The organism is Panacagrimonas perspica (genome assembly GCF_004364935.1).
GTDB classification, from domain to species: Bacteria; Pseudomonadota; Gammaproteobacteria; order Nevskiales; family Nevskiaceae; genus Panacagrimonas; species Panacagrimonas perspica.
In genome coordinates this window covers 562,673-574,820 of the sequence record NZ_SOBT01000008.1, presented here as the reverse complement: position 1 = coordinate 574,820, position 12,148 = coordinate 562,673, and the positions used below count along the sequence as shown (strand labels likewise).

General features: G+C 65.4%; 10 protein-coding genes. All 10 read left to right on the top strand.

Annotated elements, in window-relative coordinates; genetic code table 11:
- Positions 1 to 19: 19 nt before the first annotated feature.
- The 10 genes from DFR24_RS02580 (at position 20) to tagF (ending at position 11,876) form a co-directional block, all read left to right on the top strand.
- Entirely contained in the window at positions 20 to 697 is a 678-nt protein-coding gene (locus DFR24_RS02580) for a DUF3540 domain-containing protein (RefSeq protein WP_133879780.1), read from the top strand.
- A 17-nt stretch (positions 698 to 714) separates the two neighbouring features.
- Positions 715 to 1,116, top strand: a complete 402-nt coding sequence (locus DFR24_RS02575; protein WP_133879779.1) for a DUF4150 domain-containing protein — start codon at positions 715 to 717, stop codon at positions 1,114 to 1,116.
- 7 nt (positions 1,117 to 1,123) lie between these two features.
- The gene (locus DFR24_RS02570) at positions 1,124 to 1,465 is read left to right on the top strand and encodes an FHA domain-containing protein (RefSeq protein ID WP_133879778.1); all 342 of its coding nucleotides are present in this window, start codon (positions 1,124 to 1,126) and stop codon (positions 1,463 to 1,465) included.
- Between the two features lie 45 nt (positions 1,466 to 1,510).
- The gene (locus DFR24_RS02565) at positions 1,511 to 2,155 is read left to right on the top strand and encodes a CHAP domain-containing protein (RefSeq protein ID WP_133879777.1); all 645 of its coding nucleotides are present in this window, start codon (positions 1,511 to 1,513) and stop codon (positions 2,153 to 2,155) included.
- A gap of 127 nt (positions 2,156 to 2,282) precedes the next feature.
- Entirely contained in the window at positions 2,283 to 4,100 is a 1,818-nt protein-coding gene (tagH, locus tag DFR24_RS02560) for a type VI secretion system-associated FHA domain protein TagH (protein WP_162850994.1), read from the top strand.
- 51 nt (positions 4,101 to 4,151) lie between these two features.
- Positions 4,152 to 4,664 (top strand): type VI secretion system lipoprotein TssJ, encoded by a 513-nt coding sequence (gene tssJ, locus DFR24_RS02555; RefSeq protein WP_133879775.1) that lies wholly within the window; start codon positions 4,152 to 4,154, stop codon positions 4,662 to 4,664.
- A 61-nt stretch (positions 4,665 to 4,725) separates the two neighbouring features.
- On the top strand, positions 4,726 to 6,060 hold the full coding sequence (tssK, locus tag DFR24_RS02550; protein WP_133879774.1) for a type VI secretion system baseplate subunit TssK: 1,335 nt from the start codon (positions 4,726 to 4,728) through the stop codon (positions 6,058 to 6,060).
- Between the two features lie 127 nt (positions 6,061 to 6,187).
- Positions 6,188 to 7,519, top strand: coding sequence for a DotU family type VI secretion system protein (locus DFR24_RS02545; protein ID WP_210772559.1), 1,332 nt, complete (start codon positions 6,188 to 6,190; stop codon positions 7,517 to 7,519).
- A gap of 56 nt (positions 7,520 to 7,575) precedes the next feature.
- Positions 7,576 to 11,178, top strand: coding sequence for a type VI secretion system membrane subunit TssM (tssM, locus tag DFR24_RS02540; RefSeq protein WP_133879773.1), 3,603 nt, complete (start codon positions 7,576 to 7,578; stop codon positions 11,176 to 11,178).
- Complete coding sequence (gene tagF / locus DFR24_RS02535; protein WP_133879772.1) at positions 11,178 to 11,876, top strand: type VI secretion system-associated protein TagF; 699 nt, start codon at positions 11,178 to 11,180, stop codon at positions 11,874 to 11,876. The genes tssM and tagF overlap by 1 nt, the downstream gene beginning before the upstream one ends.
- Positions 11,877 to 12,148 lie beyond the last annotated feature (272 nt).

Here is a 12,148-nt window from a genome sequence, read left to right as displayed (position 1 = left end):
CCGATACCTGGAGTACGCCATGAATGTTCTCGAAACAGACCGCCTCCCTTCCACCGCCACGTCGCCGGGCCGCGCCGCTCCTTCGACGCGTCGGGAACGGCCGATCTCGGCGACGCACTGCGTCGGCATCATCACCGCAGTCGACGGCGACCAGTTCACCATCGCCAGCGGCACGCTGACGGGCCCGGGTCGACGGGCCGTCAGTTGCCTGCTGGAACCGACGATCGGCGACACGGTGGCCGCCCTGATCGTGGCGCCGGACCAGCTGTGGATCACCGCGGTGCTGCAACGCGAGGAGGGCACGAGTCACACGCTGCGACTCAACGGCCCCACCTGTATCGACACTGGCGAGGCTGCCCTCACCGTCGCGTCGGGCTCGCTTGGATTCAAGACGGCGGCGTTCGTGCTGAACACGCAACGCGCCGAACTCCATTCCGATGAAGCCATCGTGATGGGCCGGGAATTCAAGGTGATCGGCAATACGATGAAGCTCGTCGGCGCCGTCCTCAACACCGTGTTCGATCGCGTGATGCACTACAGCAAGCAGCACTCGCGCAGGACCGAAGGCATGGATCGCGTCAGTGGTGACTACGTCGAAGTCCAGGCCAAACAGATCCTTCGCCAGACGGGTGAGCACGTCTTCGTCAACGGCGAGAAGATGGTCAAGACCACCGGTTCGCAAATCCACTTCGGCTGATCCGGACGGAGATTCCGATGTTCGTCAATACACAGATGATCGGTATCGGCCTGGCGTTTCCCGACGTCTGCCTGACCCCCGCCCCGCCCGCGCCCGCGCCGGTCCCCATCCCCTATCCGAATATCTGGCTGCTGCCGACGACGGTGGGGTTCATTCCGAACGTGCTGGTCCTGTGCTGTCCGCTTCATACGCTCGCGTCCACCGCCCCGATGTCGAACGGCGACAATCCCGGCGTGGCGATGGGCGTGGCCTCGGGCACCGTCATGGGTCCCGGTCGTTACACGCTGGGTTCCAACACCTGCCTGTGCATGGGCATGCCCATCACAAGGCTGACCAGCACGACCATGCAGAACAGTACGAACGCCATCGGCGTACAGACCGTCCCGAGCCAGCCGCTCGTGCTGGACCTGATGCCCTGAGACTCACATGGTTTTCGTCGAAGTCATCAGCGTGAATGGCCGCGCACCCGACAGTCCGATGGAAGCCACCATCGACGCCGCTGGTGGAACCGTCGGGCGCGCCACGGTGAATGCTTTGGTCCTGGCTGATCCGGGGCGCACCGTCTCACGCATTCATGCCCAGTTCCTGCGCCGGCACGGGGTGGTGAAAGTGCTGTGCCGCGGGACCAACGATCTGCTGGTCGACGGTCGGCCGCTTGAAATGGGCGACGAAGTGCCGGTGACCGACGGAGCCAGGCTCGAGATGGGCGTGTACGTCATCCGCGCGACGCTGGGTGCCGGTGGCGCTCCCGTGCGTGGGCGTGCTTGAAGCAGAACCTCGAGCACTTGGCAGCACGACAGGCAAGGAGAGCAAATGGCCGGAAACAGCATGGGACTGGTAGGACTGGAGACGCCGAACGCGTCGCGTCCGGGTGGCCCCACCAGCTCGGCCAACCTGCTGGCCGAAGGCGATCGCCCCGGCCCAATGGGTATGAGCACGCCGACCACGCCGCCCGAGGAACTCAACGCCGGCGGCGCGGTAGACGCGCAGAAGATCTTGAACTACGCCAGCAGCAATGGCGGCAAGGTCGTCGGATCCGGCGAGTGCTTCGATCTGGCCGACAAGGCGCTGAAGGACGCTGGCGCCAAGAGCGCCGCAGACTTCGGACCCGTCGTGAAGGACGCCGACTACATCTGGGGCAGCGCGGTCGATCTTGCGTCCGCCAAGCCGGGCGACATCATCCAGTTCACGAATTACTCGTTTGAAATGGAGATCGACACGCCCAAGGACACCACCAGCAAGAACGGCGACCGTCCGCACCATACCGCCATCGTCAAATCGATCGACGGCGACGGCCGGATCACCGTCTGGGAGCAGAACATTCCGCCATCCACGAAGGCGCCGGTGACCGCCAACCAGCTCTACTTCCAGTCGTACGAGAAGACCGAGGGCGAGGACAAGACGACGGTCAAGGTCAAGGGCACTTTCAAGTTCTACCGGCCGCAGCCCAAGTCGTGACGGCGTTCCTGAGACCACGTTCTCATTGTCGACCGGGACGCGCCGCGGTGTCCGCGTCGCGCGCCTTAACTAGCCCCGTTAATGGCCGTACACTCCCGTCATTCCATCTATGCGCGGGAGGCCTGCGTTGATCACCGTCGAGGTCGTGAGCGTCGGCGGCATGACGCCACCGGTTCCGCAGTCGGTCCAGATCGACGAGCGCGGAGGCAGCGCCGGCCGCTCGCCAGATTGCACGCTCGTGCTCAACGATCCGAAGCGCGCGGTTTCGCGCGTGCATGCTGAATTCAGCTTCCGCGACGGCGGTTTCCATGTCGTCGACCAGGGTACCAATCCGCTTCGGGTCAACGGGGTACCGCTGGGCAAGGGCAACACCTCCGCGATTCGCAATGGCGACCGGCTGACGATCGGACCGTTCGAGCTCGAAGTGCGGGAAGACGGCGCCGCCGCTTCGGCACGGACGGCACCGCCGATGTCCGCCTCGCAGCAATGGGCGCGGCCACCCGCACCCGTCGCGCCACCCGTTCGCGAGCCGGTGGGGCACATTCCCCCGGCGGCCGATTCTTCGAACGTCTTCGACGACATCCTCGGTATCGGCGCTGGGAGCGGCTCCGGCAGTTCGCAGTCAGCGGACTCGATGTTCGACGACCTTGGCTTTGGGGCCGCGCCGACACCGCCCCCCCCTCCGCCGCAGCCACGAACCGCCGCGCCGCCCCTTCCCCCACCTGCGGCAAAGTTCGGTAGCGGCTCATTTCCCGACGATTTCGATCCGATGGCTCCTCCGCCATCGGAATCCCAGCAACCCGCGGCCGATCTGGACGACTTCGAGGATGGTTTCGCCTCGCTGCTGGGCGGCAACAGCGCCCCCAAGGCGCCCGGCGAAGGCAGTCTCGATGCAATGTTCGGGCTGTCGTCCGGATCGTCCTCTGGAGACCCGTTCGCCAGCGGCCCGCTGGGCAAGCCGGCACCGTCGTACTCCGGCGGTACCGACAGCGGCCTGACCCAGTTCCTGGGCGGCTTCAACAAGGCTGCCGCGGGTCCGGTGTCGGACCATGTGCCGGAGCTCAATTCGGCATTCACGCCCCCCAAGGCGATCACGCCTACGCCGCTGCCGGAAGCGCAGATTCTGGACCTCGACGCCTTCGGCCCGTCCTCGGAAGAGCCGGTGCCCCCACCACCGGTCGTGGCCCCTCCGCCGAAGATCGAGCGCCCTGCACCTCCGCCTCCGCAGGTGCCGGCTGCACGGCCGCCGATGCCTGCGCAGCCCACGCCGCCGCCGAGGTACGCACCGCAGGCGCCTGTGGCGACGCAGCCTCCGGTTCCGACCGGGCCCGCCGCGGCTCCGTCCGATCTGCTCGGCGCCCTGATGGCGGGTCTCAACGCACAGGACCTGGTGATCAACGAGCTGACGCCCGAGCTGATGTACAAAATCGGCACGCTGATGCACGAGTCGACCGCAGGCACCATCGCGCTGCTCAATGCGCGCGGCAGCGTCAAGCGCGAAATGCGTGCGGACGTCACGATGATCGCCAGCGGGCGCAACAATCCTTTGAAGTTCTCGCCGGACGCCAGGCTGGCACTGCGCTACCTGTTCGGCCCGCAGATGCCGGGCTTCATGGAAGCCGACGAGGCCATGCGCGACGCGTATGCCGATCTTCGTGCCCACGAGTTCGGATTCATGGCCGGATTGCGAGCGGCCCTGTCCGCGGTGCTCAAGCGCTTCGAGCCGTCTCAGATCGAATCGCGCCTGCCGGAAAAGGGCGGCATCAACGCCCTGGTCCCGATGAACCGCAAGGGCAAGCTCTGGGACATGTTCAGCGAGCTGTATCGCCAGATCGCGCTGGAAGCCGAGGAGGATTTCCACGCGCTGTTCGGAAGGGAGTTCCTGCGCGCGTACGAGGAACACATCGCCGCGCTCGAGCGCGGTCAACAGCAACGACGCAAGTAGCAGAAGAAGTTTCAAGGGTCGACTTGACCCGGGCGATTGGGGACGTGGCAAATGAAGGCATATCAGGGAAATTCGAGATCGATCACGTTGTGGCTGAGCCTTGTGCTCGGCGTCATGCTGCTCAGCGGTTGCTTCAGCAAGAAGCCGCCGGAACCGCCGAAGCCAGCAAAGCTGGAGCTTGCGGTCATTGCGGCAGCGGATCTGAATCCGGATGCCACCGGACGCGCCTCGCCGCTGGTGGTGCGCATCTACGCGCTGCGTTCACTCACCGAGTTCGAGAAGGCCGACTTCTTCGCGCTCTACGAAAAGGACGAGCAGATCCTCGCCGCCGACCTCGCCAAGCGGGAGGAATTCGTTCTCAAGCCGGGTGAAACCATCACGCAGCCTCGCGAATACGCACCCGACGTGCAGTTCATCGCCGTCATGGGCGCGTATCGCGACGTCGAACGCTCCACCTGGCGCGCTTCGACCAAGATCGCCCCAGGCGCCAGTGGCGTGCTGTCGCTCAAGGCCGAGCAGAAGGCCTTGAGCGTCACCGTCGAGGATGAAGCTGAAAAGGATTGAACCGCGTTGCGCTGACGCACCTTCGCGTCCGGGCCTGCGCTGAACTACTGGAAATCCGTATATGTCCTGGAGCAAAAAGGTCGTCTGGTCAGAAGGAATGTTCCTTCAGCCGCAGCACTTCCAGCAGCAGGACCGTTATTTCGAGCGCGCGCTCGAAAATCGCGCGGGTGAAATCACGCCCTATCCCTGGGGTTTCTCGCATTTCGTTCTCGACGAAACCGCGCTGGCGCTCGGGAAGGTGTCGATCTCGGCGGCACGTGGCGTCATGCCGGACGGAACGCCGTTCGACTTCCCCGAGCGCGATGCCGGCCCGGTTCCGCTCGAGATTCCGGCCAATGCGAAGAACGAACTGCTGATGCTGGCGGTGCCGGTGCGTCGCCCCGGCTCGGTCGAGGTGGACTCGGGCGACAGCTCTGAGGCCATGTTCGCGCGTTACGGCGCGACCGACACCGAGGTTGCCGATCACAACAGCGGCGCCGATGGGCGCGCGCCGATGCGGGTGGCGGATCTCAAGATGCGCCTGCTGCTCGCACGCGACCAGACGGACGCGTGGGTCACGATCGGTATCACGCGCGTCATGGAACGGCGCGCCGACAACCTCGTCGTGCTCGACCGCCAGTTCATCCAGCCCAATCTGTCGATCAGCGTCAGCCCGGTGCTGTCGGCGTATCTGCAGGAACTCGAGGGCATGCTCCACCAGCGCGGTGAGGCCCTGGCGTCCCGCCTGGCGCATCCCGGACGCGGCGGCGTGGCGGAGATCGCGGATTTCCTGTTTCTGCAGACCGTCAATCGCTACGAGCCGCTGGTGGCGCACCTTCGCAGCATCTCGCCGCTGCATCCGGAAACGCTGTACCAGATCTGCGTCACGATGGCCGGCGATCTCGCTACGTTTCGCGACGGTCGCCGCCCGGCCGCGTATCCCAAGTACCTGCATCCACACCCCGAACGCTGCTTCCCGCAGTTGATGGCGGAACTGCGCGCCAGCCTGAGCGTGGTGCTGGAAACCACGGCGATCCCGATCGAACTCCAGGCGCGCAAGTTCGGCGTTCACGTGGCCGTGATTCCAGATCAGGAACTGATCCGTTCGGCCAATTTCATTCTGGCCGTCAACGCGCAGGTTCCGGCCGAACAGCTCCGTGCGCGCTTCCCCGCTCAGACCAAGCTCGGTCCGGTCGAGAAGCTGCGCGACCTGGTGAATCTCCAGTTGCAGGGCATCGCGCTCAAGCCGTTGCCGGTGGCGCCTCGCCAGATTCCGTTCCACGCCGGCTTCAATTATTTCGAGATGGATCGCGGCGGCGAGATGTGGAAGCAGCTCGAAAAATCGGGGGGACTCGCCATGCACATTGCCGGCGAGTTCCCGGGTCTCGAGATGGAATGCTGGGCCATCCGCTCGTAGTTCGATGAAACGAACGGCCGCCCTTTTCACTCCACCGCGCGCAAGGCGCGCGGTTTCCTTCTCCTCCGTTGTCCGGGCGAGAAGCATTGGTGTCACCTGCAGCGACGAACACGTTTAGGGCACCCTCATGGCCATCGATCCCGACGATCCCTTTGCTCCGCGCGCCGACGACCGCACCGTCATGGTCCCGACGCCGCGCCGCGCGCAGTCCAAGCCCGCGGATGCACCGCCGCCCCCGCCCCGTCCGGCCCAGCAGCACGCCGCGCCACGTGCACCGCAGCCAGCGCCCTCGCTAGACCATCTGCCGGACACGGTCGGGGCGAATCCGCTGGTCTCGGCCGCCACGCCGCTGCTCGATCTGATCCCTCAGCTCCGCGTGGCGACACAGGCGGACTCGTCGCAGGTCAAGGCGCGACTCGTGGATGGCATCCGTGCGTTCGAGACCTCGGCTCGTCGTGCGCAGATTCCGTCGGAGCAGGTCGTCGCGGCGCGCTACGTGCTGTGCACCTTCGTCGACGAGACAGCCGCCAACACGCCCTGGGGCGGTTCCGGCCAGTGGAGCGCGCAGAGCCTTCTGGTGACGTTCCACAACGAAGCCTGGGGCGGCGAAAAGACGTTCCAGTTGCTGGCCAAGCTGGCCGAGAATCCCAAGCAGAACCGGGATCTCCTGGAATTGCTCGAAATCTGCCTGTCGCTGGGTTTCCAGGGCCGGTTCCGCGTGCTCGACAACGGGCAGGCGCAACTGCTGCAGGTGCGCGAGCGCCTGTTCGAGATGCTGCGCCGCGAGCGTGGCGAACCCGAACGCGAACTCAGCCCGCACTGGAAGGGCGCGCAGCTTCCGCGCAACAAGGTGCTCGATGCGATCCCGGTCTGGGTCGTCGTCGCCGCCACCGCGCTGATCCTCACGATCGCATTCGTGGCGTTCAGCTCCATCCTGAACCGCAAGTCGGACCCCGTATTCGCGGGTATTCGCGGCATCCAGGCGCCGCAAGCGGAGCAGCGCGCCGCGCCGCCGGTGCCATCCAAGCCGGTGCCGCCCCGCCTGCGCACACTGCTGGCCAGCGACATCACCGCCGGCCTCGTCGACGTCGGGGACTATGCCGATCGCAGCGTCGTGACGATCCGTTCCGATGGCTTCTTCGCTCCGGCCAGCAACTCGATCCCGGACAAGATGCTGCCGCTGCTCGAACGCATCGGCGACGCGATCGCGAAGGTGCCGGGCAAGGTATTGATCATCGGTCACTCGGACAATCAGCCGATCCGCTCGGTGCGCTTCCCGTCCAACTGGCATCTGTCGACAGCCCGTGCCGAGAGCGTTGCCCAGCATCTTTCGAACCGTGTCCCCGCAGGTCGCATCCGGTCAGAGGGTCGTGCCGACTCCGAGCCGGTGGCCCCGAACGACACGCCAGCGAATCGCGCAAAGAACCGGCGCGTCGACGTGCAGGTTCTGGTGAATTGACCTGAACCGAGTCACCGCGACGCCACCCTCGCATCCCAACGGATGACAGTTACCGCATGAGCAAGATCTTCGGCTTCTTCACTCACCCGCTGCTGATCACCCTGATCGGGATGATCGCGGCAGCCCTCGTGATCTGGTACGTCGGCCCGCTGATCGCGGTGGGATCGATACGCCCATTCGAACCGGAATGGGTCCGCTGGACGCTGATCCTGCTGGTGGCACTGGTGCTGATCGGACGTCGCGTGTGGCGTTTCACGCGCGCCAAGATGGCCAGTCGCAAGCTGATGGAAGGTCTCACCAAGAGCCCTGCCAACCGCCCGGCCGGTCCGAGCGAATCCCAGCAGGAAATCCAGTTGCTCGGCCAGCGCTTCGAAGAAGCCGTTGCCACGCTGCGCAAGGTGCGGCTGGAAGGTCGAGGCGGTCGCGTCTCCGGCCTGATCGCGCGCTCGAGCAGCCAGTATCTGTATGAGCTGCCCTGGTACGTCTTCATCGGTCCGCCGGGTTCGGGCAAGACCACCGCGCTGATCAATTCGGGCCTCAAGTTCCCGCTCGCCGAGAAGCTGGGCTCGCAGTCGATCAAGGGCGTCGGCGGCACCCGCAACTGCGACTGGTGGTTCACCGACGAAGCGGTGCTGATCGACACCGCCGGCCGCTACACCACGCAGGACTCCGACCAGAACGTGGACAAGGCCGCCTGGGACGGCTTCCTCGACCTGCTCAAGAAATTCCGGCCGCGCCGCCCCATCAACGGCATCCTGCTGACGATCAGCGCCAGCGACATGCTCACGCAGTCGCCGCGCGAGCGCGCCGCACACGCCGAGGCCGCGCGTGCACGTATCGGCGAGCTGTATGAGCGCCTGCAGATCCGCTTCCCGATCTACGTGCTGGTGACCAAGGTCGACCTGCTCGCGGGCTTCACGGAGTTCTTCTCCGATCTGAGCAAGGAAGAGCGCGCCCAGGTCTGGGGTACGAGCTTCACATTCTCGCAGGAACCCAACGCGCCCGATCCCCTGCCCTCGCTGGACGGCGAATGGGCCGGGCTGCTCCGCCGCCTGTTCGATCGTCAGCCGCAGCGCCTGCGCGACGAAAAAGATCTGCAGAAGCGCGCGCTGATCTTCGGTTTCCCGCAGCAGGTCGCGGCGCTCAAGCCGGCCGTGCTGGATTTCCTCGGCCAGGTGTTCGTCACCTCGCGCTTCGGCGCCGCTCCGCTGTTGCGCGGCATGTACTTCACCAGCGGCACGCAGGAAGGCCGGCCAATCGATCGTGTCGTCGGCAACATCGCGCGCGCGTTCGGCTTCGACGGCAGTCCGCTCGCGCTGCAGACCTCCAGTGGCCGCAGCTACTTCCTGACACGCCTGCTCAACGACGTCATCTTCGAGGAGCAGGCGCTCGCGGGCACCAACATCAAGTGGGAAAAGCGGCGACTCGCCATCAAGTGGGGCGCCTACATTGCCTGCGCCGTGCTCGGCGTCGGCTTGCTGGCTGCCTGGGCCATCTCCTACGGACGCAACAGTTCCTACATCAAGGACGTCGACCAGCGCACCAACGTCGTCAAACAGCAGGTTTCCGATCTTCCGGCCAAGGCCGATACCAACGTGGTCGCGTTGCTGCCGGTCCTCGACGCCGTACGCGGTCTTCCCCGCACCGACGCGGTGGCCGACGGCGCCCCGATGTCGATGACGTACGGCCTCTACCAGGGCACCAAGCTGCAGGCCGGCGCGGACCAGGCCTATCGCAGCCTGCTGCGCAACGCCTTCCTGCCGCGCCTGATCTATCGCATCGAAGATCGCCTGCGCAGCATTCCGGCCAACGACCTCGAACAGACCTACGAAGTGCTCAAGGTCTACCTGATGCTGCAGGACCGCACGCATCTGGAACCCGAATACGCGGCGGCGGCAATCGAGTTCGACTGGGATGAGTCGCTGCCGCGCAGCGTGACCACCGACCAGCGCGCCGCACTCGGCGAACACCTCAAGACGCTGCTGGCCCAGGACGACTACTCCTCGCCGCTGCCGCCCGATCCGCTGCTGATCGCCAGCGCCCGCAGTGCCCTGACCCGCTTCGGCTTGCCGCAGCGCGTATACAGCCGGCTGAAGCGTGAAGGCATCGGTGCCGACTATCCCGAGTTCAGCGTCGCCACCAAGGGCGGTCCCAGCGCCTCGCTGGTGTTCCAGCGCGTCAGCAACCAGCCGCTGACCAAGGGCGTTCCGGGCCTCTATTCGTACAACGGGTATCACTCCGGGTTCTTGAGCCGCGTCGGCGAAGTCTCCAAGCAGCTTGGCGACGAACAGTCATGGGTGCTGGGCACCGCGGATCCCAGCGCGCTCGATCAGGCCAAGGATCTGCTGGGCGGTGAAGGCGTCTCCGAGCAGGTGCGGCGCCTGTACCTGCAGGACTACGTTCGTGTGTGGGAAGAATTCATCGCCGACGTGAAGCTCAAGAAGGCGACGTCCCTGTCGGAGAGCATCCAGACCGCACGCATCCTGTCCGCACCCGACTCGCCGATCCCGCTGCTGATGAGGGCGATCGTTCGCGAGACGACGCTGGCGACCAAGCAGGACGCCGAGAAGGACATCACCGACAAGGCGACCGACAAGATCAATCAAAAGAAGGATCAGCTCGCCAAGCTATTCGGGGGGGACAAGAAGAAGGACGACTCCCCTACGGCCGGAAAGACGCTCGAAAGCATCGTCGACGATCGCTTCGCCTCGCTGCGTTACTGGGTGATGGGACCCGGCGATGGCGTGCCCTCGCCGATGGATGGCGCCCTGAAGCTGGTCAACGACGTCTACGTGATGCTGAGCAACACGGAGACGGCGGTGCAGAGCGGCAATCCGCCGCCGCCGAGCGACGCGCCGGCCCGCGTGAAGGCCGAGGCAGCGCGCATGCCGGATCCGTTCAAGTCGATGCTGCAGGACCTGTCGGGTGTCGGTTCCAGCCAGGCATTGCAGGAGACGCGCAACAACCTGTCGAAGGGCATTGCGCAATCGTTCGGCGACTTCTGCGCCAAGGCCATCAACGGTCGCTATCCGTTTTCCGCCAGCAGCGCCAAGGACGTCACGTCGGATGATTTTGCGGCGCTGTTCGCCAGCGGCGGCATGATCGACCAGTACTTCCAGCAGTCCCTGTCGCAGTACGTGGACACGGCGACGAAGCCCTGGAGCCTGAAGAAGGTCGAAGGCGTGCCGATGGGGTATGCCGGATCGCTCGCCAACTTCGAACGCGCCGATGGCATCAAGAAAGTGTTCTTCCGCATGGGCTCGCAGGCCTCGTATCGCTACGAGTTCAAGCCGGTGAACATGGATGCCGGGATCACGCGCTTCCTTCTCGACGTCGACGGACAGAGCGTCAACTACGCGCATGGCCCGGTGCAGCCCAAGTGGATTTCGTGGCCCGGCCCCGGCGGCGCATCGATCGTGCGTCTGACCGTCGAGCCGGCGGGCGCTTCGGGCTCCGGCTACACGACGGAAGGTCCGTGGGCGCTGTTCCGCCTGTTCGACAAGGCCAAGGTCGAGCGCACGGCGCAACCCGAGAAGATGTTCATCACGTTCTCGTTCGACGGTCGCGATGTGCGTTTCGAAGTCACTGCCGGCAGCGTCCAGAACCCTTACGGGCTTCAGGACCTTCGCAGCTTCTCCTGCCCGCGAGGCCTTAATTGATGAGTGGGGCGGCGGGCGCGCAGACGTTGCCGGGATGGTACGGAAAGCTTCCGTTCCTGGGCGATTTCGCCGGCCGCCGCCTTCCGCCCTCGTTCGTCAGCACCTGGGATGACTGGCTGCAGTCGGTCATCTACGGCGGCCGCTCGCTGCTCGGCGAAGAGTGGCTCACGCGCTATCTGAACAGTCCGATCTGGCATTTCTGCCTGGCGCCGGGCGTCTGTGGCAACAACGCCTGGTTCGGACTGCTGATGTCCAGCGTCGATCGCGCCAATCGCCATTTCCCTTTCACGCTGGCGCATGGCGTTGCCCGCGAATCCCTGACCGATCTGGCGATGAGTTCGATCACGCGATGGCTGGGAGCGCTCGAGCATGAGGCCGTGGCGATGCTGGATCTCGAAGGATCCGTCCAGGCGCTCGAAGATCGTCTCGCATCGTTTGCGCCGCCAGCAGGACTCGACGACACGCGCCCGCGCGTCGCCGACAACCTGTCGCATTACTTCGACCGCCCGCTGCTCGTCGCTTCCTCGGAAGTCCCCGCCCTGCTCGCCGCGCTCGCCAACGAGTCCACGCGAGGCGCTGGAGCGGCTGTCAGCTTGTGGTGGAGCACCGCTGACGATCAGGGACGCGGCGCCCTCGTGTGGGCCTGCCAGGGTCTTCCCTCCGCTGAGGGCTACACCACGATGCTCAGCGGCGGCTGAGCGCGCCGACGCTCGTCGTGCGACCGCGCCCAGGCGCCGGTCGATGGGCTTGATACCCATGAACGGACGCACCGCCGCACAGGCACGCCGATGCCTGCGCAAGGCTCGTTGTCGCTCCGGGCTCATTTCCTTGCTGACGGCGCACGACGAGAAATCCTGATGAATTGCACGGCATTGACGAGCGCAACATCGAGGACTACGGTCTGGCCAGGAGAGTAGCGATGCGACCGAGCAAGCGCTGGCCCGCATCGTTCTGTGCGGTCAGGTTGCTT